Raw genomic sequence first — 22,770 nt, 5'->3', positions numbered from 1 at the left:
GGCGGCGATGATCGAACGGACGACTCGCGACACCATTCTCGACGCCGCCCGGCCGCTGTTCGCCGAGCGGGGCTTCAACGGAACGACCATCAGGGAGATCGCCGAGGCGGCCGGTGTCTCGCCCGCCCTGGTGATGAAGCTGACCGGCAGCAAGGCCGAACTCTTCCAGGCCGCTGCGCCCGAATCTCCGGGACTCGCCGATCTCGATCCCGCGGAGGAACCGCCCGGATACCGGCTTGTGCGGGCCATCGTCGAACGCCGGAACTCGGGCGACTACGAATTCTGGGCAATGGCCCCGTATCTCGTGCAGGAAGCCCCGGATCCCGAAACTGCCCGCGCGAAGATGACGGAACGAGTGGTGCCTCGGATCGCAGCGGTGATCGGCGAGCAGACGCCCGACAAGGCGCGTGCCCGAATGGTCGTGACGCTGCTGCTGGGCCTGGCGAGCGGCCTGCGCACCTTCGAGATCCTGACGCCCCAGGTGATCGACAGCGCGAAGTTGATCGAGGCGTACGGTGCGCTCGTGCAGCAGATCGTCGACGACACCGAACTCTGACTCCTGGGCGCCCAGGGGCGACGCCGGGTCTACTCGACCGAGCGTTTCGTCCACACAGAACCGGACGGCAACGTCGAAGTGCCTGCCGCGCCGATGATGAGCAGGCACTTCATGTCGATGCTCGCAGGATCCAGTTTCTCGAGGGTGGTGACCTCGAGCGACTCACCCGGCCTTCCCACGTCCCTTCCGATCACGACGACGGTGTCGCTCGGCCGATGCTGCAGGAACAGCGAACGCGCGTCGGCGACCTGCGTCGTCCGCGACCGGGACGCGGGATTGTAGATCCCCAGCACGAGATCGGCTTCTGCAATTGCGGTGAGCCGCTTCTCGATCACCTTCCACGGCTTGAGCCGATCCGACAGGCTCATGACTGCGAAATCCCCGCCGATGGGTGCGCCCGCCCGGGCTGCGACGGCCTGCACCGCCGACACTCCCGGCAGCACACGGATCGGCACGGACGCGTATTTCTGATCCTGCGCGGCCTCGAACACCGCCGACGCCATCCCGAACACCCCGGCGTCACCGCCGGACACCACGGCCACCTTCTCGCCGGACAATGTCAGGTCGAGTGCGAATCTGGCGCGATCGACCTCGACGGTATTCCCACTCGAATGTCGTTGCAGGCCGGAGCGAACCGGAACCCGATCGACGTACGGACCGTATCCGACGACGTGATCGACCGACGCGAGAGCCGACGATGCCTCGGGAGTGAGCCATCTGTCGTCGGCGGGGCCGAGTCCGATCACCAGCAATTCGTGTGTCTCGACCGAGGTCTCCGTCTCGGGCGCGGCGGGGCGGGATCGGTCGAGCACTCCGCGATTGCGAGGAGCCTTGTCGCCGGCGGTGAGGATCACCGAAAAGTACGGGACCGTATCGGGATCCACGTCTGCGGCTGCGACGATGCGTTGCCCGCCCATGGTTGCACGCTCGACGTACACGGCATCGCCGAGTCGTCCGGACTGTTCCAGGGCGTTTCGCACCGATTCGAAGGTGCGGCCCAGTTTCATGATGACCGCGCCGTCGGTATCGGCCAGTCGCCTTGCCAGTTCGGGCTCAGGAAGGGTTCCCGGGAGGATGGTGAGGACATCGGTGCGGCGCACAAGCGGCTCGGCGGCCGCGGCTGCCGCAGCCGAGAACGACGTGACCCCGGGGATCACCTCGGCAACATACTCTTTCGACAACCGGTCGTGGAGGTACATGTACGACCCGTAGAACAACGGGTCGCCTTCGCACAGCACGACGACGGTGCGATCGGCGTCGAGGTGGGTGGCAAGGCGCGCAGCGCACTCATCGTAGAAATCGGCGATCGCCCCGTCGTATCCGCCGGGGTGGTCAGTGGTGCCGACGGTGACGGGGTACACCAGCTTCTCTTCGATCACGCCGTCCGGGATCAGTCCGGCCGCGATCCCGCGCGCGATCGACCGGCCATGCGTGCCCGAGTGGTAGGCGATGACGTCGGCCTCCGCGATCAGGCGAGCGGCCTTGCGGGTGATGAGTTCCGGGTCGCCGGGTCCGAGCCCGACCCCGTAGATCCTGCCGGTCATTCCGCCTCCTGAGCCAGTGCGTTGAGCGCCGACGACGCCATTGCCGACCCGCCCCGCCGACCCCGCACCACGAGATGGGGGATCTGCAGATCATGTTCGATCAGGGCATCCTTGGATTCGGCGGCGCCGATGAATCCCACCGGCACACCGATGATCGCTGCGGGTCGCGGTGCGCCGGCATCGAGCATCTCCAACAGGTGGAACAGTGCAGTGGGCGCGTTACCGATCGCGACCACCGATCCCTCCAGCCGCTCCGTCCACAGGGACACGGCCGCAGCCGAGCGCGTGGTGTTCCACTGCTGGGCCAGGCCGGGCACGCGAGGATCGCCGAGCAGGCACAGCACCTCGTTGTCGGCGGGCAGCCGTGTACGGGTCACCCCGGCGGCGACCATGTTCGCATCGGCCAGGATCGGTGCGCCCGCGTTCAGGGCCGTGCGGGCCGCGGACACCAGATCGGGATGGATCACCAGATCCTTCGCCAGGTCGGTCTGCCCGCTCGCGTGGATCATCCGCACCGCGACCTTCTCTGCATCGTCCGGGATCGCCGCGAGGTCGGATTCGGCGCGGATCGTCGCGAACGAACGAACATAGATATGCGCGCCGTCCGTCTCGTACTCGTAGCGGCGGGGTGGTGGCTGAAGGGTCACGTCGAGCTCCTGTGTGACGTCGAGCGGCTGGCGAAAACAAGGGTGTGCGGGGAATTCGGTGCACCGCAGGCGCGTTCGCAGCCCACGACATGTAGGCGGTCTGCTGTGGTGCCGGAAGCGACGGCGCGACGGGCCAGAGCCCGGGTATCACCTCGGGCGAGGCTACACCCGGGGGATCCGGTGCACGCGGTGACCCGGGGCCACGCGGAGTCGTCCGACAACACGAATCCGGCGTCGGACAGCGCGGCCGGATCGGCGCCGGTGGGGAGTACGATGCCGCGCCACGGGGTGACGATCACGTCGTCGTCGGGCAGGGCCGTAGCCATGGACGGCGAAAGGATTCCCAGCGGGACCAGCGCCGATACCGCACCGGCGAGCATTCCGTAGGGCATCGCATACGACGGGAGCGCGGGAGTCCGGCCGTCACCCCCGAGTTCGGTGCCGCGCCCGGGTAGTTGCCGCACATGCCAGAGCGTCCCGCGTGTCCGCACGAAGTCGAGGGCAAGACCGATCAGCGTGTCGACGACCTGCGACATCGGCACCGTCGGCCCGGCCAGATCGCCGATCACGATCCGTATGGTTGCCATGTCCACGGCGACAGCGGCGAGATCGCAGCGGAGCCCGGCGACGTCGCCGCGGCCGTCGTCGAGACCGAACAGGAATCGGCCGGGCAGCTCGGCGAGCGCCGGTTCTGCGCACAGCGCAGTATCGAGTGCACCGATCAGAGGCCTGATGTCGGCGACCCCGCCGACGAGCCCCGACAACGGCGATGCGACCACGTTGCGGACCCGCTCGTGCGAAGGTGACGGCAGGAAACCGGCGGTCGCGATTGCGTCGGTGAGACCGGCGGGCACATTGCCGCACGCGTCGAGAGAGATTCCCCTGATCTGCAGGTTTCCGCGGGATGTGAGGTGCACGTCACCGTCGGCGAATTCCTGCGACGCGGCTGAGAGTCGACCGAGCCCGCCGGAGGGAAGACGGCCCCCGGGGGCGCGCAGACGCACCAGCGCCCCGTCGGCTGCGACGTGCGGTCGCAGCAGCCCGGGGCAGCGGTCGGGGGGAAGATCGGGCGAGACGTGCTCCACAGGACCACATGGTTGCACATCCTCAGAAAATGGTGCGCTACGCTGGCGACGCCGTGGTTACGGGAAGCCGGTGAGAAACCGGCGCGGCCCTCGCCACTGTGAGCGGGTAGTTGCTCGCCCTCGTCCGTACCGGCCTGCCGGAACGGAGACCACTGGACGGCAGTCCGGGAAGGTCGGCGCAGTAGCGATGATCCGTCAGCCAGGAGACCGGCCACGGCATGAGTACGTCCACGAGGGTTTTGGAGACTGAACATGGCCGTGTGCCTCGAGTTTCGGGTTGCGTCGTGACGCGCCTCGCTTTGCTGTCGACATCGGACACCGACCTGTTGTCGGCCCGCTCGAGCGGCGCCGACTGGGTGGTCGGGAACCCGTCGCGCCTCGACGTGGACGCAGACCTGGGCGGACTCCTCGACGGCGCCGACCTGGTCATCGTGCGGATTCTCGGCTCTGCCAGGTCCTGGCAGAACGGGCTCGACGCCGTCCTCGGACGGGGTGTTCCGGTCGTCGTCCTGGGTGGTGAACAGACACCGGACGCCGAGCTCATGAGTTACTCGACGGTGCCGATCGGGACCGCTGCCGAGGCGCATCGCTATCTCGCCCACGGCGGCCCTGCCAACCTTGCGCAGCTCCACGCGTTCCTGTCGGACACCGTGCTGCTCGGCGGTGAGGGCTTCGAGCCGCCCGCCGAATTACCCGAATGGGGTGTACTCGACCGGCCCACGCCGGTCGACGAGTCGCTGCCGCGGGTGGGGGTGCTGTTCTACCGCGCCCACCACACCAGCGGAAACGTGCAGTTCGCGCATGATCTGGCCGACGCGATCGACGCGACGGGTAAGGCCCGGGGAGTGGTCGTGCACTGCGCTTCGCTGCGTGGTGCTTCCGACGACCTGCTCGCCGAACTCGGCAGCCTCGACGCGCTCGTCGTGACCGTACTCGCCGCCGGTGGCACCAAGCCCGCCACGGTGAGCGCAGGCGGCGAGGACGAGGCCTGGGATGTGGGAGCCCTTGCCGCGCTCGATATTCCGATTCTGCAGGCGCTGTGCCTGACGTGGAGCCGCGACAGCTGGGCAGACTCCGACGACGGCGTGTCCCCGCTCGACTCCGCGACCCAGATCGCGGTTCCCGAATTCGACGGCCGCATCATCACGGTGCCGTTCTCGTTCAAAGAACTCGACTCCGACGGCCTGCCCCGCTACGTCACCGATCCGGAACGCTGCCGTCGCGTGGCGGGTATTGCGGTTGCGCACGCGCGGCTGCGGCATGTCCCGCCCGCGGACCGGCGTATCGCGATCATGCTGTCGGCCTATCCCACCAAGCACTCACGCGTCGGCAACGCCGTCGGTCTCGACACTCCCGTGTCGGCGATCAAGATGCTGCGAGCACTGCGCGATCTCGGATACGACCTCGGCGCAGGCTTCCCCGGGATGGACGTCGACGACGACACAGAAGCCGGAAACACCCTCATCCACGCGCTGATCGATGCAGGTGGTCAGGACGAGGAATGGCTCACAGCCGACCAGCTGGCCGGTAACCCGGTGCGAGTGACCACATCCGAGTACGTGGAGTGGACGAAGGACCTGCCCGCCGAGCTCACCGACGCGATGACCGAGGCGTGGGGGCCCGCGCCTGGTTCGTTGTTCGTCGATGGTGACGCGATCGTCCTGGCTACGTTGCAGGCCGGCAATGTCGTCCTCATGATCCAGCCGCCGCGCGGATTCGGGGAGAATCCGGTTGCGATCTACCACGATCCCGACATGGCTCCGTCGCACCATTACCTCGCCGCATACCGATGGGTCGAGCAGGGTTTCGGTGCCGATGCCGTCGTCCACCTCGGGAAACACGGCTCGATGGAGTGGTTGCCCGGGAAGAATGCGGGGATGTCTGCGTCGTGCGCGACCGACGCCGCCATCGGGAACCTGCCGCTGATCTACCCGTTCCTGGTCAACGACCCCGGTGAGGGCGCGCAGGCGAAGCGCCGCGCACACGCCACGATCGTCGACCACCTGATTCCGCCGATGGCCCGCGCGGAATCGTACGGCGACATCGCGCGGCTCGAGCAGCTGCTCGACGAGTACTCCAACATCGCGGCGATGGACCCGGCGAAGCTGCCCGCCATCCGCGCACAGATCTGGACGTTGATCCAGGCCGCGAAACTCGACCACGACCTCGGCCTCGACGACCGGCCGCACGACGCCGAGTTCGACGATTTCCTGCTGCACGTCGACGGCTGGTTGTGCGAGGTCAAAGATGCTCAGATCCGCGACGGGCTGCACGTGCTCGGGGCCGCTCCCGAAGGTGAAGCACGCGTCAACCTCGTGCTGTCGATCCTGCGCGCCGCCCAGGTCTGGGGCGGCAAGAGTCACGCGGTGCCCGGGCTGCGGACCGCACTCGGACTGAAGACCGACGCGCCGCTTGCCGAGGTCGATGCGATCGAAACCCAGGCTCGCGCGCTCGTGCAGGCGATGGAAGACGGCGGATGGAGTGTCGATAGCGCTCCGGCCACAGTCGAATCGGTACTCGGCCACGCCGACAGCGAGGTGTCGCGGGTGCTGGCCTTCGCCGCCGAACAGGTGGTGCCGCGCCTAGCGCAGACCACCGACGAACTCGATGCCGTCCTGCATGCTCTCGGCGGCGGATACGTTCCCGCAGGCCCCTCGGGTTCGCCGTTGCGCGGCCTCGTCAACGTGCTGCCCACCGGCCGCAACTTCTACACCGTCGACCCCAAAGCCGTACCGAGCCGACTCGCCTACGACACGGGAGTCGCGCTCGCGAACGCACTGATCGAGCGGTATCTCGCTGACACCGGGGAGTACCCGCAGTCCGTGGGTCTGTCCGTGTGGGGCACCTCCGCGATGCGCACCGCCGGCGACGACATCGCCGAGGTACTCGCCCTCATCGGCGTCCGCCCCGAGTGGGACCCCGAATCCCGTCGCGTCCGCGAACTCACCATCGTGCCGCTCGAGGAACTCGGCCGTCCGCGCATCGACGTCACCGTGCGCATCTCCGGATTCTTCCGCGATGCGTTCCCGCACGTGATCGGCATGCTCGACGACGCGATCCGGATGATCGCCGCCCTCGACGAACCCGACGAGATGAACTACGTGCGTGCCCACGCGCAGCGCGACGAGGCCGAACACGGTGACGCCGAGCGAGCCGTGCGCCGCATCTTCGGATCCAAGCCGGGTTCGTACGGTGCCGGAATCCTCCAGCTCATCGACTCAGGAAACTGGCGTACCGACGCCGACCTCGCCGAGGTGTACACCGCGTGGGGCGGGTTTGCGTACGGACGCGACCTGCACGGTGTTGCCGCAGCCGACGACATGCGCGCCAACTACCGCCGGATCACAGTGGCAGCGAAGAACACCGACACGCGCGAGCACGACATCGCAGATTCCGACGACTATTTCCAGTACCACGGCGGCATGGTCGCCACGGTGCGCGCACTCACCGGCACCGATCCCAAGGCGTACATCGGTGATTCGACGATCCCCGACACGGTGCGCACCCGCTCGCTCAGCGAGGAAACCGCGCGCGTGTTCCGCGCGCGTGTCGTCAACCCGCGCTGGATTTCCGCGATGCGCAGGCACGGCTACAAGGGCGCGTTCGAACTCGCTGCGACCGTCGACTACCTGTTCGGTTACGACGCCACCGCCGGAGTTGTCGAGGACTGGATGTACGAGTCGCTGGCGCAGAACTATGCGCTCGACCCGGAGAACCAGCAGTTTCTGCGCGAGGCCAACCCGTGGGCACTGCGCGGTATCGTCGAACGACTCACCGAGGCGGCCGATCGTGGACTGTGGGCAGAGCCGGATCCGGAAACCCTGAATGCACTGCAGCAGGCGTACCTCGACGTCGAGGGTGATCTCGAGGACCGAGGATGAGGTTGCGACTGATCGGGATCGGGCCGGGGGGTCCGGACGATCTCACAGTCGCGGCCGTCAAGGCACTCGAGAGCGTCGACGCGTTCGTCGTCGCCGACAAGCAGCGCGGCGTGGACGATCTCGTGTCGGTGCGCGAACAGATCCTGCGTCGTCACACCACCGGGCGATACCGCACGATCGTGGTGCCCGACCCCCCGCGCGACCGGGCACCGGAGCAGTACGGGACGGAGGTACGCGACTGGCATGCGGCCCGTGCCGAGGCGTACGAGGCGGTGCTGCGCACAGAGATCCGTGACGAGGAGACGGTCGGATTTCTGGTGTGGGGCGATCCGAGTCTGTACGACAGCACCATTCGTGTCGTAGAGCGGATCCGTGATCGCGGTGTGCTCGACATCGACTACGACGTCGTGCCAGGTGTGAGCAGTATTCAACTGCTCGCTGCCCGGCATCGTCTGGTGTTCAACAGAATCGGTGGCCCGGTCACGATCACCACCGGTCGGCGCCTCGGTGAGGAGGTCGCATCGGGAGCGGACAATCTCATCGTCATGCTCGACGGTCAGCTTGCCTGCCGGGAACTCGACGGCGATTGGGACATCTGGTGGGGCGCGAACCTCGGAACGGAAGACGAGGAACTCGTCGCGGGACGTCTGCATGAGGTGCTCGACGCCATCGACGTGGCCCGGACGCGGTCCAGGTCCGCGCGAGGCTGGGTGATGGACACCTATCTGCTGCGCCGCGCTGGTTGAGCCGCGCAGAAACGATCGGGGTCAGTGCGAGCGAATCAGAGTCGGTCGTGGGCGTGGATCGGTGGGCGACTTGCTGAGCGCGATCGGTAACCACTGCGAAGTCAGCGCGACCATCGACACCCACGCGATCACCATCCCGATCCCAGGAGCGTGCGGGCCGTCGATGATCATTCCCGTCTGCGACCAGTAGCCGAAGAGGCCGAAGAACGAGCCGAGACCGCAGCCGAGCGTCGCTGCAACCGCGAACCTCCAGCTGCGCCGGGCCAGTGCTATCGACGACACGAGCACCCCGAACACCGCCGCGAGCGTCACGAAGATCCGCAGCGGCATGGAGACGGGGGCGCCCCCACCGAACCAGTCGGCGAGCGCCATCCACGACCACTGCGTCGACGTCAACGGCAGCAGTAGCCCGATGGCCAACAGGGTCATGAACCCGGCGAGCACCCAGCGCCGCTTCCCGGCATCGAACTCCCCGGCGATCCGCTTCTCGATCCGCGCGAAGTCGCTCCGGTACGCCGACAGGTTTTCACTCACGGGCACGCCTCCTCGTTCGACCACACGAGAGGCCATTATGGACGTCCGCGCACGATCCGGTACAAGGTGTCGACTACCAGGGTAAACCCAGAATCGGTAGAGGCGTCAGTCTTCGTCGGTATCCGTCGCGGGACCCGACGGGGTCGCGCCGCCTTCGTCGGTCCAGTCGGAGGACCGGTCTTCCGTCGACTGCGCGGGGTCGGACACCACATCGGGAGCAGCACCGTTCTCCTTGCGTGTCGCTCCGTCCGTCTTCGGATCCTTCTCTGCGTTCATCTCTCGTCCTTTCGTCGGGGGGTGTCGCGTTTCTGCATCCCCAGACAGCGTCATACCCAGACAGCGTCGCGACGAACCGCGTGTGCCGCCTCGGCGGACCGGGTATGCCGAGAGTCACCCCGACGTCCGGAGGACCCGATGCCAGACCAGCACCGCATGCAGAATCCGAAAGAGCAATTCGCGACGCCACCACTTGCGGACCAGGGGGAGATCCCGTATCCGGGTCGCACCTCCGAGATGGTGTCGGCACCCGATCACGGAGAGCGGACGTATCGGGGAAGCGGCCGTCTCGAAGGCAGGCGTGCCCTCGTCACCGGTGCCGACTCGGGTATCGGGCGGGCCGTCGCGGTCGCGTTCGCACGCGAAGGCGCCGATATCGTCTTGAGTTACCTCGAAGAAGACGACGATGCGCGGCAGACGGCCACGCTGATCGAGGATGCGGGGCGCCGGGCGGTGCTCGCCCCCGGCGATATTCGTTCCGAAGATCTGTGCCGTGGGCTGGTGGACACCGCTGTTCTGGAATTGGGCGGACTCGATATCCTCGTCAACAATGCCGCCTACCAGCATATGGAGCCGGGCGGCATCGCCGACATGACGACCGAGCAGTTCGATCGCGTGATGAAGACCAACCTGTATGCGCTGTTCTGGCTCTGCAAGTACGCAGTCGCCGAAATGCCTCCGGGGTCGACGATCGTGAATTCCACGTCGATCCAGGCCACGAACCCGTCACCCGGTCTCCTCGACTACGCAACCAGCAAAGCGGGCATCGTGAACTTCACCAGGGGGCTGGCAGCGGACGTCGCGTCCAAGGGAATCCGCGTCAATGCGGTAGCCCCAGGTCCGATCTGGACTCCGCTGATCCCGGCGACGATGACCCGGGATGCCTATGAACACTTCGGTGCCGATGTCCCCCTCGGCCGGCCGGGGCAACCGGCCGAACTTGCCCCCGCCTATGTCTTTCTCGCATCACAGGAATCGAGTTATGTCACGGGCGAGGTCGTTGCGGTGACCGGTGGTGTGCCATTCGCCTGACCTCGGACGAGGTCTTGTACTGTGTGACTCGGCGTAGGGAACACCGGTGCGAATCCGGGGCTGTCCCGCAACTGTCACCGAGGAGCGATCCCCCAATTCACGGTCACGGCCCGTATGGGCTGGAAGGCCGGGGGAAAGCGTCGATCCGGGAGCCAGGACACCTGCGTCGGCCGAGGCATTACCACGAGGATGGACATGAGTATTTCGATTTTCGCCGCCCGTACGGGGCGGCACACGGTGCTGCGCACAGGCGTCGCGCTCGTCGCGGTTGCACTGACCGTCGCCGGCTGTTCGTCGAGTGATGCGGACTCCGATGCCGCCGACCGGCAGGAGAGCAGCGCCGCGGCGGGCTCGACGAACTACCCGCTGACCATCGAGAACTGTGGCCACGAGGTCACGGTCGACGCCGCGCCGCAGCGTGCCGTATCGCTCAACCAGGGGTCGACCGAGATCCTGTTGTCGCTCGGCCTGGCCGAGCGCATGGTCGGCACCGCGACGTGGACCGATCCGGTGCGCGAGAACCTCGCGGCCGAGAACGAGCTGGTCCCGCGCCTGGCCGACAACAATCCGTCGTTCGAGGTCGTGCTCGATACCGAACCCGACTTCGTGTCGGCATCGTTCGGCGGCACCCTCGGCGAAGGCGGCGTCGCGACGGCGGAGCAGTTCGAGCAGCTCGGGGTACCGTCCTACCTCTCGCCCACCGACTGCGACGGCAAGGACGACAACAGCGTCAACTCCGACGGCAACCGCACCGAGCCACTGACGATGGACGCGGTGTACAAGGAGATTCGCGAACTCGCCGCGATCTTCGACGTGACCGAGCGCGGTGAAGAGTTCGTCGCCGAACTCCAGCAGCGGTACGAGACGGCCGCGGGTGAGATCGACGCCTCCGGGGTGTCTCTCGCGTACTGGTTCGCCGACACGGCCACCCCGTATGTCGCGGGGTGCTGCGGTTCGTCGGGCATCATCACCAACTCCGTCGGCGCGAAGAACGTCTTCGACGACACCACGAACGAGTGGCCGCAGGTGAGCTGGGAGTCGGTCCTCGATCGGGATCCCACGGCCCTCGTACTCGGAGACCTGAGCCGGCGCAGCATTGCGGGTGACGCGCTGGACAGCAAGATCGAATTCCTCGAAACGAATCCGGTGACCCAGCGTCTGACGGCCGTGCAGAACCAGCGGTACATCGTCGTCAACGGTGCCGACATGAACCCGTCGATCCGCACGATCGACGGAATCGAGAAGGTCGCCGCCGCACTGCGCGAGTGGAATCTCGCGGGCTGATGGTGTCGGCGACGAAGGATCGGTCGCCTACCGAGCGCGGCCCTGTCGCAGCAGTCGTCGTTGCGATCGGACTGGTGGTACTGGCGCTTTCGATCGCTGTGACGGTCACGATCGGCCCGGCCGAACTGTCCGTGCCGGACGTCTACGCCGTCATCTTCGACCGGTTGGGGCTCGCTGACAGTTCGGTCAGCGCGATCCGTGAGGGGATCGTCTGGGAGCTGAGGCTGCCGCGGACCCTGCTGGCCGCGGTGTGCGGCGCCGGTCTCGCGGTGTGCGGCGTGATCATGCAGTCGCTCCTGCGCAACCCGCTGGCCGATCCGTTCGTTCTGGGGATCTCGTCGGGTGCCTCGACGGGCGCCGTGATGATTGCGGTGCTGGGTATCGGGGGCGGCGCCGTGTCGCTGTCGGGTGGCGCATTCCTGGGTGCGCTCGCGTCGTTCGCGCTCGTGTTGTTGCTCGCCACCGGCGCAGGTGGCGGCACCTCGCGTGTGGTGCTCGCAGGAGTTGCGGGAACCCAGCTGTTCTCGGCATTGACGTCGTTCATCGTGATCTCGTCCGCCGATGCGGAACGCACCCGCGGTGTGCTGTTCTGGCTCCTGGGATCGCTGTCGGGCGCCACGTGGAGCGATGTGGCGCTCTGCGGCACGGTGTGCGCGCTCGGTATCGTCGTGTGTCTGATCAAAGCATCCTCCCTGGACGCATTCACATTCGGTTCGTCGACCGCCGCGACACTCGGCATCTCGGTGGGCCGTACCCGTCTGATGTTCCTGCTGGTGACCGCTCTGATCACTGCCGTGCTGGTCAGTGCCGCGGGTGCGATCGGGTTCGTCGGTCTCGTCCTTCCGCACGCAGCACGATTCCTGGTGGGCCCCCGGCACAGTCATCTCGTGCCCGTCACCGCGGTGGTGGGCGCGGTGTTCATGGTGTGGGTGGACGCGGTGGCCCGCACTGTGTTTGCGCCACAGGAGGTTCCGGTGGGTGTAGTGACCGCTCTGATCGGCGTCCCGGCATTCGCGCTGATCCTGTTCCGTACGAGGAGTACGCCGTGACACTCTCTGCGCAGTCGCTGCGGTGGAGCCGCGGCGGAAACCTCGTCATCGACGACGTGACGATCGACCCGGTGCCGGGGGAGACTATCGGGCTGCTCGGACCGAACGGATCGGGAAAATCGTCGCTGCTGCGCCTGCTTGCCGGCATCGATCGTCCCGACGACGGGACGGTGACTCTCGACGGAACCGATATCGGGAGCCTAGGCCGGCGAGGTCTGGCGCGCAGGGTTGCGATGGTCGGGCAGCATGCACACACCGAGGTCGACATTCGGGTGCGAGATGTGGTGCGGCTCGGCCGCATTCCGCACACCGACGCATTCGGGCGCGACGAGCGCGGACGCGCCGCTATCGACCGGGCGCTCGACGTGACGGGGATGGTCGAGTTCGCCGACCGGTTGTGGCGCTCGATGTCCGGTGGTGAACGTCAGCGAGCACAGATCGCCCGGGCCCTCGCGCAGGAACCCGAAGAACTGTTGCTGGACGAACCGACGAACCACCTCGATATTCAGCATCAGCTCGACATTCTCGAACGGGTCGCGGCTCTTCCGGTGACCAGTTACGTGGCGTTGCACGATCTCAATCTCGCGGCGATGTTCTGCGATCGGGTGGTGGTGCTGTCGCGGGGAAGGATCGTCGCGCACGGCACGCCGGTCGAGGCGCTCACCGCTGACCTGGTCGAGCAGGTGTACGGCGTTCATGCAACGGTCGAGGTCGATGACGGAGTTCCCGTGATCCGTTACCACAGGTTGCGCAGCCCGGCTGCCCGTGCGTGATTCTGTTAGTTCCGGATACCGAAATCACGCACGGGTCAGGGACTTACGTTCCCGTTCCGAGGTCCCACCCCAGATCCCGAACTGTTCGCCGCTGTCGACCGCGTACTGAAGACACTTGTCGGCGACAGAGCAACCGGCGCAGATCCGCTTGGCGTGGTTCTCGCGGCGGAGTCGCTCGGCGGGCGATTCCGAGTCGGGCCCGAAGAAGGCCGAGGGACCGAAGAACCGGCAATCGGCCTGCGCCCACCAGTCCACATCCTGATCGAGGTGTCGCTCGTGCATCTCACCGGCTCTCGGTGGCGGAGTAGGGCACGAGGCCCGCGTTGTTCTCGTCGATCCGGATGGTGCGGCCCAGATGCGGGAATGCCCGCTGGGTGCACGACGGACGATCGCACACTTTGCAACCCGCGCCGATGGGCACCGTGGTGTCGGGATCGTCGAGACGCAACCCTCGCGAGTAGACGAGTTTGTCGGCGTAGCCGATATCGCAGCCCAGACCGACCGCGAAATCCCTTTTGGCGGCGAGATATCCGGGGGCGCCCTCATGGGTGGTGCGGGCGATCCACAGGTAGGTACGGCCATCGGGCATCTGCGACACCTGCGTCAGGATGCGCCCCGGCGACGTGAACGCATCGTGCACAATCCACAGCGGGCAGCTGCCGCCCACACGGGAGAAATGGAAAGCGGTGGCGGACTGGCGCTTCGAGATGTTTCCGGCACGGTCGGTGCGGACGAAGAAGAACGGCACCCCACGCTGCCCGGGCCGCTGCAGAGTCGACAACCGGTGACACACCGTTTCGAAACCCACCTCGAACTTCGCGCCGAGAAGGTCGATGTCGTAGCGCATCGCCTCGGCGGAGCGCAGGAACTGGGTGTACGGCAGGATCAGTGCCCCGGCGAAGTAGTTGGCCAGGCCTACACGCGCAAGGGCACGTGAGCGTTCGGGCAAGCCCTCGGCATCTGCGACAACTGCGTCGACAGTGCCGGCGTGCGCGATGAACGCGAGTTGCGTGGCCAGCTGGAATGCGCGTTGACCGGGGGTCAGGCGTCGCGCGAGGGTCAGGACCTTCGTGACCGGGTCGTAGGTGCGCTTCGGCCCGATCCGGTCGGGTTCATCGGTGCGGATGACCACTGTGATGCCGTGCTCGTCGTGCAGCAGACCGCTCAACTGCAGATCGAGCCCGCCGACTGTCAGTCCCCGGCTGGTGAACAGTTCCTCGGCGGCATCGTCGAGTTCGGCGATGTGGTTGCGGCGGTCGTAGAAGAAGTCGCGGACTTCCTCGTAGGGTGTCGTGGCGGACTGGTCGGCGACGACGCCCGGATCGCCCGGGGCGAGTTGTTCGAGCTGCTCGGTGACGCCGCGCAGTCTCCTGTGAAGGCCGACGAGTACCCGCGCGGCGAAAGGATTCCGCGACAGCAATTCGTCGATCTCCGACGGTGAAACATCCACGGCCTCAGGGCTCTCCGCGAGCACATCCTGTAGATCGGCGAGTAGTCGCGCGTCGGTGTCGGCAGCGAAGAACGTCATGTCCAGGTCGAACATCGAGTTCAGGCGTAGCAGTACCGGCACCGTGAGTGGGCGGTGGTCGTTCTCCAGTTGGTTGACGTAGCTCGTCGACAGTCCGAGCGTGTGCGCAAGCGCGGTCTGCGTCAGGCCGCGCTCCTCTCGCAGGCGGCGTAGCCGCGCACCGGCGTACATCTTCTGCATGGCTGTGAATCTAACATTTCCAACATTCGCAAGATTTACAAATTTGCTCGATGTGTTCCGCAACAATAGGCATATGCAAGGGATTTCCAACTTGGCGAAGCCTGCGTAGCGTGCAAATCGAAGCGTCAACGTTCGGAGGATCCAGTGAAGACACATCTCGTACGCACCCATCGGTCCGCGGAAGAATTTTCGAAGGAAGAGCACCTCGCCTGGCGGATCGCGGAGGTTGCGACCGACCCGGTCGAGGTCCCGGACGACACCGCAGACATGATCGTGAACCGCATCATCGACAACGCCGCAGTCGCGGCGGCGTCGCTCACCCGCCGCCCCGTGTCCAACGCTCGGGCACAGGCTCAGACCCACCCGTACGCACCGGGCTCGACGGTGTTCGGTATCGGCGGCACCTACTCACCGGAGTGGGCAGCGTGGGCGAACGGGGTTGCGGTGCGCGAACTCGACTTCCACGACACCTTCCTCGCCGCCGAGTACTCCCACCCGGGCGACAACATCCCGCCGATCCTCGCCGTGGCCCAGCACGCCGGACGCAGCGGTGTCGATCTGATCCGTGGCCTCGCCACCGGCTACGAGATCCAGGTCGACCTGGTTCGCTCGATCTGCTTGCACGAGCACAAGATCGACCACGTCGCACATCTCGGCCCGTCCGCCGCAGCCGGGATCGGCACGCTCCTCGGACTCGACAGCGAGACCGTGTACCAGGCCGTCGGGCAGGCTCTGCACACGACGACGGCCACGCGACAGTCCCGCAAGGGCGAGATCTCCAGCTGGAAGGCCTACGCTCCCGCTTTCGCAGGCAAGATGGCGGTCGAGGCCGTCGATCGCGCCCTTCGCGGCGAGGGTGCGCCGTCTCCCATCTGGGAGGGTGAGGACGGCGTGATCGCGTGGCTGCTCGGCGGACCGAAGGCCGAATACCACATTCCGCTGCCCGCGCCGGGGGAGGCCAAGCGCGCCATTCTCGACACCTACACCAAGGAGCACTCGGCCGAGTACCAGAGTCAGGCTCCGATCGACCTCGCCCTTCGCATGCGAGAGCGCATCGGCGACCTCGAACAGATCGAGTCGATCGTGCTGCACACCAGCCATCACACGCATGTCGTGATCGGTACCGGCTCGAACGACCCGCAGAAGTTCGATCCGCAGGCCTCGCGTGAAACCCTCGACCACTCGGTCATGTACATCTTCGCGGTCGCGTTGCAGGACGGCGTGTGGCACCACGAGCGCTCCTACGCACCCGAGCGTGCGCAGCGCCCCGACACGATCGGGCTCTGGAACAAGATCTCCACCGCAGAGGATCCGGAGTGGACGCGCCGCTACCACTCCACCGACCCGGCGGAGAAGGCATTCGGTGCCCGCGCCGAGGTCACACTGAAGAACGGCGAGGTCATCGTCGACGAACTCGCCATCGCCGACGCTCACCCGCTCGGTGCGCGCCCGTTCGCCCGCACCCAATACATCGAGAAGTTCCGGATCCTCGCCGAGGGTGTTGTCGCGACAGCAGAGCAGGAGCGCTTCCTCGAGGCAGCCCAGCGTGTCGCGGAACTGAAGGCCGGCGAACTGAACCAACTCACGTTCACCGTGTCCGACGACGTGCTGGCGCGTGCACCGAAGCTGCCGAAGGGCCTGTTCTGATGACGGGTCTGATCGCTGCCTCCACCACGCCCGCGGACAAGCGCATCGCTTTCCGGAAGAGCCTCGAATCGGGCAGCATCACGCGTCTGCCCGGCGCTGTCAACCCGCTCACGGCCAAACTCGTCCAGGAGATCGGGTTCGAGGGCGTCTACATCTCCGGTGGGGCCTTCTCGGCCGCACTGGCGCTTCCCGATATCGGGCTGACCACCCTCACCGAGGTCACCGCGCACAGCGCCCAGATCGCCCGCGTGACCGATCTGCCGGTACTCGTCGACGCCGACACCGGCTTCGGTGAGCCGATGAGCGCGGCCCGTACCATCACCGTCCTCGAAGACGCGGGGGTCGCCGGACTGCACCTCGAGGATCAGGTCAATCCAAAGCGGTGCGGGCACCTCGACGGCAAGGCCATCGTCGGCACCGACGAGATGGTGCGCCGGCTGCGTGCTGCGGTGGCGGCTCGTCGCGACCCGAACTTCGTGATCTGCGCCCGCACCGACGCCGCAGGCATCGAAGGAATCGATTCTGCGATCGACCGTGCGAAGGCGTACGCCGACGCCGGTGCCGATCTCATCTTCACCGAGGCACTGCACACCGCGTCGGACTTCGAGAAGTTCCGTGCGGCAGTGGATGTCCCGCTACTCGCGAACATGACCGAGTTCGGCAAGTCGCAGCTGATCCCGGCGCAGGTCCTCGACAAGATCGGCTACAACGCGGTGATCTACCCGGTGACCACTCTTCGGTTGGCCATGGGCGCCATCGAGAAGGGACTACGGGTCATCCACGAGGAGGGGACGCAGGAAACCCTCGTCGACGAGATGCAGACCCGCTCACGTCTCTACGAGTTGCTCGAGTACGAGCGCTACAACGAATTCGATTCCGGCATATTCAATTTCACTCTCTCGACCAAGCAGTGACGACTGGCCTCCGCTGGAGGCAGCGTCCACGAGACCTCCGAAGGAGGCAGTGATGACGGACACCGCTGTTCCGACGATCTACAAGGGCCTGGCCGGCGTCGTCGTCGACACCACCGCGATCTCCAAGGTGGTGCCCGAGACCAACTCGCTGACCTACCGCGGCTACGCCGTGCAGGATCTGGCCGCCCACTGCAGTTTCGAGCAGGTCGCCTACCTGCTGTGGAACGGTGAACTGCCGACCGACGCCGAACTGGCGTTGTTCATGCAGCGTGAGCGCGCCGAACGCCGCGCGGACCGCTCACTGCTCGCGCTTGTCGCGAAGTTGCCGGAGAGTTGTCACCCGATGGATGTGGTGCGGACTGCGATCAGCTATCTCGGTGCCGAGGATCCGGCGGAGGCCGACAGCACTCCCGCCGCGAATCGCGCCAAGTCGCTGCGCATGATGGCGGTCCTGCCGACGATCGTGGCAGCGGACCATCGACGTCGCCATGGTCTCGACCCGATCCGGCCGCACCATTCTCTGGGCTTCGCCGAGAACTTCCTGAGCATGTGCTTCGGATCGGTGCCGGAGCCCGAGATCGTCAAGGCGTTCGAGGTGTCGCTGATCCTGTACGCGGAGCACAGTTTCAACGCGTCCACGTTCGCAGCGCGCGTGGTGACCTCGACGATGTCGGATATCTACAGTGCCGTGACCGCGGCGATCGGTGCACTCAAAGGTCCGCTGCACGGCGGTGCCAACGAGGCCGTCATGCACGACATGCTCGAGATCGGCGAACCGGAACGTGCCGAAGAATGGATGCGCGGCAAGCTCACTCGCAAGGAGAAGGTGATGGGTTTCGGCCACCGCGTCTACAAGCACGGTGATTCGCGGGTGCCCACGATGAAACAGGCGTTCCTCGACGTCGCCGCGCACACCGGAGGCGACAAGTGGGCACGGATGTACGACATCCTCGAGAAGACGATGGCCGACGCCACCGGAATCAAACCGAACCTCGACTTCCCCACGGGGCCTGCGTATTACCTCATGGGCTTCGACATCGAGGTGTTCACGCCGATCTTCGTCATGAGCCGCATCACCGGCTGGACGGCCCACATCATCGAACAGAGCGAATCCAACGCGCTGATCCGTCCGCTCAGCGAATACACGGGTGTCCCGCAACGGTCCGTCGTGGCCTGATACCCACCGCAGCGGCGCCCCGGGCTGTTTCCGTCACCGTCTCCTGACCCGGGACGCATTCCTGAAGTGGCTCCCACCGATGACCCGGTGGGGGCCACTTCAGGTCATTGCGGAGGTTGCCATACCGACGTTCGTGTCATGCCCGCCACGCGTCCCTTGCCGGAAATGACCAATGCCATCTTGCGGGAGGCCTCGTCGATCATCTCGTCGCCGAGCATCGCCGCGCCGCGGGATCCGCCTGCTTCCGAGGTGCACCATTCGTACGCGTCCAAGATGTTCTCGGCGTGATCGTAGTCGGCCTGATCGGGGCTGAAAGTCTCGTTGATCACGTCGGCTTGGGTGGGGTGGAGTACCCATTTGCCGTCGAATCCGAGTGCCGCCGCCCGTCCGGCGACGCGTCCGAGTCCGTCGAGGTCCTTGATAGCGAGGTAGGGGCCGTCGATGGCCTGCTTTCCGTGGGCGCGCGCGGCCATGAGGATCGACATGAGGATGTGGTGGTAGGCGTCGCCCACGTCGTATCCGGGCGGCTGCTCGCCGACTACGAGTGACTTCATGTGGATCGACGCCATGAAGTCGGCGGGGCCGAAGATGAGCGTTTCGATTCGCGGGCTTGCCTGAGCGATGGCGTCCAAAGCGATGAGTCCCGAAGCGGTTTCGATCTGTACTTCGATTCCGATCCTGCCGACCTCGAGCCCGACCGACTTCTCGATCTGGGTCAGGAGCATGTCGAGGGCGCGCACTTGCGCGGCGTCCTGCACTTTGGGGAGCATGATGCAGTCCAGATTCGCGCCTGCGCCTTCGACCACGTCGACGACGTCGCGGTAGGTCCAGGGCGTTGTCCAGTCGTTGACGCGCACCGTCCGGATCTTGTCGCCGAATCCGCCGGCCTCGAGTGATTCGACGATGATCTTGCGGCCTGCGGCCTTCGCGTTCGGCGCGCACGCATCCTCGAGGTCGAGGAACAGTGCATCCACGGGCAGCCCGCGGGCCTTGTCGATCATCTTGGGATTCGATCCGGGTACTGCGAGGGTGCTGCGCCTCGGGCGGATGGTGCGGGTGCTCATGGGACACCTTTCATATATTCAGACTGTACTGATGTATCTGATTATGAGTAATATACGGTCGTGTCCACGACTTCAACCCCGAGCCGTTTCACCGCTGCGTTCCGCGCTCACCCGGCGGGCGTCGCACTCGTCACCGCTGACGCAGGGGGCGGGCCGGTGGCGCTTACGGCCACGTCGGTGGCATCGGTGAGCGCTGACCCTCCGATGCTGATGTTCTCGGTCTCCGACGCTTCGTCGAGTTCGCCGACGATCGCTGTGGCCGACACCGTGGTGGTGCACCTCCTCAGGGCGGAACAGTTGCACCTCGCCAAACTCGGCGCCACCAGCGGAATCGATCGCTTCGCCGATGTGTCGCTCTGGGAGAGGATGCCCACCGGAGAGGTGTATTTCCGCGACGTGCACACCCGTATCCGTGCTCGGGCCGTGGAACGCGTGAAGGCGGGGGCCGCGTGGGTGATCGTCGTCGAGGCGATGGATGTCGATGTGCAGGAAGGTGACATGTCCGGCGTCGACGACCGTATGGGCGGGCACTCCAGTGCACCGCTCGTCTACCACGACCGCGGGTGGCACAGCCTCGGCGACCACTCGCGGCTCGAGTAGGAAGAGCGCTCGAGGAGGAAGAACTATCGGGGCGGGGTGCCGTTGCGGGTGGCCTGGGCGATGTAGGTGCTCAGCATCTGTGCCGCTCCAGTGAAGTGTTGCTCGGTGATGCGCCGGGCTTCGGCGCCGTCGCCTCTGGCGAGCGCTCCGATGAGGGCGTCGTGTTCGTCGAGGCTGCAGGGGACGCGTTCGGGAAAGAGTTCGAAGTATCGCTGGGGAATCATGCGCCCGGCGTCGCTGAGCATTCCCTGCAGGCGTGTCGACCCGCACGACTTGTTGATCTCGCGGTGGAACAGCCAGTTGAGGGTGGCGATGTCGTCGCCGGAGGCTGCGGCGACGCGGATCTCTCGATGCAGTTCGCGTACGCGGAGGAGCTGTTGGTGGGTGATCCGACCTGCTGCCCACTGAGATGCGACCCCGGACAACGCGGCCATCAGCGCGAAATTCTCGATGATGGTCTCCGGAGAGACCCCGATGACGGTGATGCCACTGCGTTGCGCGACGCGGACCAGGCCTTCTTGCGCGAGCGCCAGGCACGCCTCCCGCACGGGGGTGCGGCTCGTTCCGAACTCCTCTGCGACAGCGTCGAGGTCGATGCGATCGTTGGGGGAGAGGTCGCCGGACAGGATCCGGTGACGTAGCGCTGCGCGCACACGCTCGCGGCCAGTCTGCTTCGACGATGTCTCATCGGACGTCTCGCCGACGATCCACGGACCCCGGTCGGTCTCCGTCATCGTGACCGCCCTTCCCTGTGCGCATTTTTGGTGTTGACAATCTATCACCGAGCATTAAATATATCAGTTGACATCAGATGTGTTTATTTCCGGTAAGGGAGCCTTCCATGGCAGAGCGCAGAACCGACCAGATGACGCTCGTGGCGTTCATGCAGGCGTCGAACGTGTCCGTGTACTCGGGATCCTGGCGATACCCGAACTCGGCGCAGGACTACTTGAGCCTGGACTACTACCAGCGGATCGCACGGGTCCTCGAAGAGGGCAACTTCGATCTGATGTTCTTCGACGACCGGCTTGCGATGCCGGGTATCTACGGCAACTCCGTGGCCGACGCCGTCCGCTACGGTGCCAGGCCCATCAAGCTCGACCTCACCGCGATTCTCGGTGCTGCCGCAGCCGCGACCACGCATCTGGGACTCGGAGCGACCTACTCCACGACCTACTACCAGCCGTTCCACGTCGCAAGGACATTCGCGACACTCGACCATCTCAGTGGTGGACGCGCGGCCTGGAACATCGTCACGTCGGTGAACGACGCCGAGGCGCGCAACTTCGGTGTGGACAAGCACTTCGACCACGACAAGCGTTACGACCGCGCCGAAGAATTCGTGGAAGTCGTTGCCAAACTGTGGGATTCGTGGGAAGACAATGCGATCGTCGCCGACCGGCAGTCGGGTATCTTCGCCGACGCGGAGAAGGTCCACGAAGTCGATCATCACGGTGAATTCTTCGATGTCCAAGGCCCGCTGACCGTGCCGCGGACGCCGCAGGGCAGGCCCGTGCTGATCCAGGCCGGCCAATCCGGTCGCGGCCGCCAGTTCGCCGCCAAGTGGGCAGATCTCATCTTCACCGGCGACCCCAGCCAGGCCGTCGCTGCAGAGCACTACGCCGATCAGAAGGCGCTCGTCACCGAGTACGGCCGGGCGGCGGACACGGTGAGGGTTCTTCCCATGGTCTACGTCATCCCGGGCGAGACCGAGGAGATCGCGCAACAGAAGGAGAGCATCTTCCTGCACGACCTCGTCCACCCCCAGGCGTCGCTGACCCTGTTGTCCGAGGTCACCAACCACGACTTCTCGGGTCACAGCCTCGACGACGTCGTCACCGACGAGCTGATCGAGAGCGTATCCGGCATCCGGGGCCTTGTGCAGGGCGTCAAGCGTCACATCGGAGACCAGGAACTGACCCTGCGCGTCCTCGCCAACCACCGCGCCACCCTGCTGCAGGGACCTCGCTTCGTGGGCACCGGCCCCCAGATCGCAAAGCAGATGGAGGAATGGTTCCAGTCGCGGTCGTGCGACGGATTCGTCATCGCTGCAACTCATTTCCCTGGCGCATTCGAAGACTTCGTGCGGCTCGTCGTGCCTGAACTCCGTGCGCGCGGACTCGTCCGTGAGGAGTACACCGGGTCCACGCTGCGTGAGAACCTGGGGCTCGAGCGACCCGAGAACCTCATGACTGCAAGCGCGCAGACCGAACTTGTGGACGACCGGGTGGTCGAGCATGCCTGATCCCGAAC

Annotated in this window: 21 protein-coding genes and 2 riboswitches; of the genes, 12 read left to right on the top strand and 9 right to left on the bottom strand. The window is 66.0% G+C overall.

The features are described from left to right. Positions 1-7: 7 nt before the first annotated feature. Positions 8-556, top strand: coding sequence for a TetR family transcriptional regulator (locus tag ACTDXD_RS04075; protein WP_440125910.1), 549 nt, complete (start codon positions 8-10; stop codon positions 554-556). A gap of 29 nt (positions 557-585) precedes the next feature. On the opposite strand, the gene ACTDXD_RS04070 is transcribed toward ACTDXD_RS04075, so the two are convergent. Genes ACTDXD_RS04070 through ACTDXD_RS04060 form a run of 3 tightly spaced genes read right to left on the bottom strand, consistent with a single transcriptional unit; the run spans position 586 to position 3,832 of the window. Then, entirely contained in the window at positions 586-2,100 is a 1,515-nt protein-coding gene (locus ACTDXD_RS04070) for a precorrin-2 C(20)-methyltransferase (RefSeq protein ID WP_440125909.1), read from the bottom strand. After that, complete coding sequence (locus ACTDXD_RS04065; RefSeq protein WP_440125908.1) at positions 2,097-2,747, bottom strand: precorrin-8X methylmutase; 651 nt, start codon at positions 2,745-2,747, stop codon at positions 2,097-2,099. Before ACTDXD_RS04065 ends, ACTDXD_RS04070 begins: the two co-directional genes overlap by 4 nt. After that, a complete protein-coding gene (locus tag ACTDXD_RS04060; RefSeq protein ID WP_440125907.1) occupies positions 2,744-3,832 on the bottom strand; it encodes a cobalamin biosynthesis protein CobG in 1,089 nt (362 codons plus the stop codon). Before ACTDXD_RS04060 ends, ACTDXD_RS04065 begins: the two co-directional genes overlap by 4 nt. A gap of 13 nt (positions 3,833-3,845) precedes the next feature. Next, positions 3,846-4,062: riboswitch (cobalamin riboswitch) on the top strand. Between the two features lie 54 nt (positions 4,063-4,116). Between ACTDXD_RS04060 and cobN the strand changes: the two genes are divergently transcribed. Together cobN and cobF are read left to right on the top strand one after the other, a co-directional pair. Then, entirely contained in the window at positions 4,117-7,713 is a 3,597-nt protein-coding gene (gene cobN, locus ACTDXD_RS04055; RefSeq protein WP_440125906.1) for a cobaltochelatase subunit CobN, read from the top strand. Further along, positions 7,710-8,459, top strand: a complete 750-nt coding sequence (cobF, locus tag ACTDXD_RS04050) for a precorrin-6A synthase (deacetylating) (protein ID WP_440125905.1) — start codon at positions 7,710-7,712, stop codon at positions 8,457-8,459. The genes cobN and cobF overlap by 4 nt, the downstream gene beginning before the upstream one ends. 21 nt (positions 8,460-8,480) lie before the next feature. On the opposite strand, the gene ACTDXD_RS04045 is transcribed toward cobF, so the two are convergent. Together ACTDXD_RS04045 and ACTDXD_RS04040 are read right to left on the bottom strand one after the other, a co-directional pair. Beyond that, on the bottom strand, positions 8,481-8,993 hold the full coding sequence (locus ACTDXD_RS04045; protein ID WP_440125904.1) for an Rv2732c family membrane protein: 513 nt from the start codon (positions 8,991-8,993) through the stop codon (positions 8,481-8,483). A gap of 105 nt (positions 8,994-9,098) precedes the next feature. Continuing rightward, on the bottom strand, positions 9,099-9,269 hold the full coding sequence (locus ACTDXD_RS04040) for a hypothetical protein (RefSeq protein ID WP_440125903.1): 171 nt from the start codon (positions 9,267-9,269) through the stop codon (positions 9,099-9,101). A 138-nt stretch (positions 9,270-9,407) separates the two neighbouring features. Here ACTDXD_RS04040 and ACTDXD_RS04035 point away from each other — a divergent pair, with 138 nt between their 5' ends. The 4 genes from ACTDXD_RS04035 to ACTDXD_RS04020 all read left to right on the top strand — a co-directional run bounded on the left by ACTDXD_RS04035 (position 9,408) and on the right by ACTDXD_RS04020 (position 13,407). Next, positions 9,408-10,301, top strand: coding sequence for an SDR family oxidoreductase (locus ACTDXD_RS04035; RefSeq protein ID WP_440125902.1), 894 nt, complete (start codon positions 9,408-9,410; stop codon positions 10,299-10,301). Next, positions 10,294-10,484: riboswitch (cobalamin riboswitch) on the top strand. Its footprint overlaps the gene before it by 8 nt. Before the next feature lie 12 nt (positions 10,485-10,496). After that, entirely contained in the window at positions 10,497-11,585 is a 1,089-nt protein-coding gene (locus tag ACTDXD_RS04030) for an ABC transporter substrate-binding protein (protein WP_440125901.1), read from the top strand. Continuing rightward, a complete protein-coding gene (locus tag ACTDXD_RS04025) occupies positions 11,585-12,634 on the top strand; it encodes a FecCD family ABC transporter permease (RefSeq protein WP_440127525.1) in 1,050 nt (349 codons plus the stop codon). The genes ACTDXD_RS04030 and ACTDXD_RS04025 overlap by 1 nt, the downstream gene beginning before the upstream one ends. Further along, positions 12,631-13,407: an ABC transporter ATP-binding protein gene (locus tag ACTDXD_RS04020; protein ID WP_440125900.1), complete on the top strand. Its 777-nt coding sequence runs from the start codon at positions 12,631-12,633 to the stop codon at positions 13,405-13,407. Before ACTDXD_RS04025 ends, ACTDXD_RS04020 begins: the two co-directional genes overlap by 4 nt. A gap of 24 nt (positions 13,408-13,431) precedes the next feature. Here the strand turns inward: ACTDXD_RS04020 and ACTDXD_RS04015 are convergent, their stop codons facing one another. Both ACTDXD_RS04015 and ACTDXD_RS04010 read right to left on the bottom strand, forming a co-directional pair. Continuing rightward, on the bottom strand, positions 13,432-13,689 hold the full coding sequence (locus ACTDXD_RS04015) for a WhiB family transcriptional regulator (protein WP_440125899.1): 258 nt from the start codon (positions 13,687-13,689) through the stop codon (positions 13,432-13,434). A gap of 1 nt (position 13,690) precedes the next feature. Continuing rightward, positions 13,691-15,115, bottom strand: coding sequence for a short-chain fatty acyl-CoA regulator family protein (locus ACTDXD_RS04010; protein WP_440125898.1), 1,425 nt, complete (start codon positions 15,113-15,115; stop codon positions 13,691-13,693). Between the two features lie 144 nt (positions 15,116-15,259). On the opposite strand from ACTDXD_RS04010, the gene prpD reads away from it, so the two are divergent. From prpD to ACTDXD_RS03995, 3 genes are read left to right on the top strand one after another with little or no spacing between them, the layout of a single operon-like run. Further along, entirely contained in the window at positions 15,260-16,762 is a 1,503-nt protein-coding gene (prpD, locus tag ACTDXD_RS04005) for a 2-methylcitrate dehydratase PrpD (RefSeq protein WP_440125897.1), read from the top strand. Then, positions 16,762-17,676, top strand: coding sequence for a methylisocitrate lyase (gene prpB / locus ACTDXD_RS04000; RefSeq protein ID WP_440125896.1), 915 nt, complete (start codon positions 16,762-16,764; stop codon positions 17,674-17,676). Before prpD ends, prpB begins: the two co-directional genes overlap by 1 nt. A gap of 52 nt (positions 17,677-17,728) precedes the next feature. Continuing rightward, on the top strand, positions 17,729-18,853 hold the full coding sequence (locus ACTDXD_RS03995) for a bifunctional 2-methylcitrate synthase/citrate synthase (protein WP_440125895.1): 1,125 nt from the start codon (positions 17,729-17,731) through the stop codon (positions 18,851-18,853). A gap of 104 nt (positions 18,854-18,957) precedes the next feature. Here ACTDXD_RS03995 and ACTDXD_RS03990 read toward each other — a convergent pair whose 3' ends face one another. Further along, positions 18,958-19,917, bottom strand: a complete 960-nt coding sequence (locus ACTDXD_RS03990) for an HpcH/HpaI aldolase/citrate lyase family protein (RefSeq protein WP_440125894.1) — start codon at positions 19,915-19,917, stop codon at positions 18,958-18,960. Positions 19,918-19,977: 60 nt separating this feature from the next. Between ACTDXD_RS03990 and ACTDXD_RS03985 the strand changes: the two genes are divergently transcribed. Continuing rightward, positions 19,978-20,517 (top strand): flavin reductase family protein, encoded by a 540-nt coding sequence (locus ACTDXD_RS03985; protein ID WP_440125893.1) that lies wholly within the window; start codon positions 19,978-19,980, stop codon positions 20,515-20,517. 23 nt (positions 20,518-20,540) lie between these two features. On the opposite strand, the gene ACTDXD_RS03980 is transcribed toward ACTDXD_RS03985, so the two are convergent. Next, positions 20,541-21,251, bottom strand: coding sequence for a GntR family transcriptional regulator (locus ACTDXD_RS03980; RefSeq protein WP_440125892.1), 711 nt, complete (start codon positions 21,249-21,251; stop codon positions 20,541-20,543). Positions 21,252-21,358: 107 nt separating this feature from the next. Here ACTDXD_RS03980 and ACTDXD_RS03975 point away from each other — a divergent pair, with 107 nt between their 5' ends. Then, complete coding sequence (locus tag ACTDXD_RS03975; protein ID WP_440125891.1) at positions 21,359-22,762, top strand: LLM class flavin-dependent oxidoreductase; 1,404 nt, start codon at positions 21,359-21,361, stop codon at positions 22,760-22,762. Positions 22,763-22,770 lie beyond the last annotated feature (8 nt).

It is taken from the genome of Rhodococcus sp. SJ-3 (assembly GCF_051918125.1).
In the GTDB taxonomy this organism is placed as follows: Bacteria; Actinomycetota; Actinomycetes; order Mycobacteriales; family Mycobacteriaceae; genus Rhodococcus.
Note: the sequence above shows the minus strand (reverse complement) of the source record. Positions and strands in the feature narration are given on the sequence as shown.

What these genes read in the sequence shown, in the direction of transcription:
- ACTDXD_RS04075 (WP_440125910.1), top strand. Translation starts at nt 8, where the DNA reads ATGATCGAACGGACGACTCGCGACACCATTCTCGACGCCGCCCGGCCG.
- ACTDXD_RS04070 (WP_440125909.1), bottom strand. Translation starts at nt 2,100, where the DNA reads ATGACCGGCAGGATCTACGGGGTCGGGCTCGGACCCGGCGACCCGGAA.
- cobF (WP_440125905.1), top strand. Translation starts at nt 7,710, where the DNA reads ATGAGGTTGCGACTGATCGGGATCGGGCCGGGGGGTCCGGACGATCTC.
- ACTDXD_RS04040 (WP_440125903.1), bottom strand. Translation starts at nt 9,269, where the DNA reads ATGAACGCAGAGAAGGATCCGAAGACGGACGGAGCGACACGCAAGGAG.
- ACTDXD_RS04035 (WP_440125902.1), top strand. Translation starts at nt 9,408, where the DNA reads ATGCCAGACCAGCACCGCATGCAGAATCCGAAAGAGCAATTCGCGACG.
- ACTDXD_RS04030 (WP_440125901.1), top strand. Translation starts at nt 10,497, where the DNA reads ATGAGTATTTCGATTTTCGCCGCCCGTACGGGGCGGCACACGGTGCTG.
- ACTDXD_RS04025 (WP_440127525.1), top strand. Translation starts at nt 11,585, where the DNA reads ATGGTGTCGGCGACGAAGGATCGGTCGCCTACCGAGCGCGGCCCTGTC.
- ACTDXD_RS04015 (WP_440125899.1), bottom strand. Translation starts at nt 13,689, where the DNA reads ATGCACGAGCGACACCTCGATCAGGATGTGGACTGGTGGGCGCAGGCC.
- ACTDXD_RS04010 (WP_440125898.1), bottom strand. Translation starts at nt 15,115, where the DNA reads ATGCAGAAGATGTACGCCGGTGCGCGGCTACGCCGCCTGCGAGAGGAG.
- prpB (WP_440125896.1), top strand. Translation starts at nt 16,762, where the DNA reads ATGACGGGTCTGATCGCTGCCTCCACCACGCCCGCGGACAAGCGCATC.
- ACTDXD_RS03995 (WP_440125895.1), top strand. Translation starts at nt 17,729, where the DNA reads ATGACGGACACCGCTGTTCCGACGATCTACAAGGGCCTGGCCGGCGTC.
- ACTDXD_RS03990 (WP_440125894.1), bottom strand. Translation starts at nt 19,917, where the DNA reads ATGAGCACCCGCACCATCCGCCCGAGGCGCAGCACCCTCGCAGTACCC.
- ACTDXD_RS03980 (WP_440125892.1), bottom strand. Translation starts at nt 21,251, where the DNA reads ATGACGGAGACCGACCGGGGTCCGTGGATCGTCGGCGAGACGTCCGAT.
- ACTDXD_RS03975 (WP_440125891.1), top strand. Translation starts at nt 21,359, where the DNA reads ATGGCAGAGCGCAGAACCGACCAGATGACGCTCGTGGCGTTCATGCAG.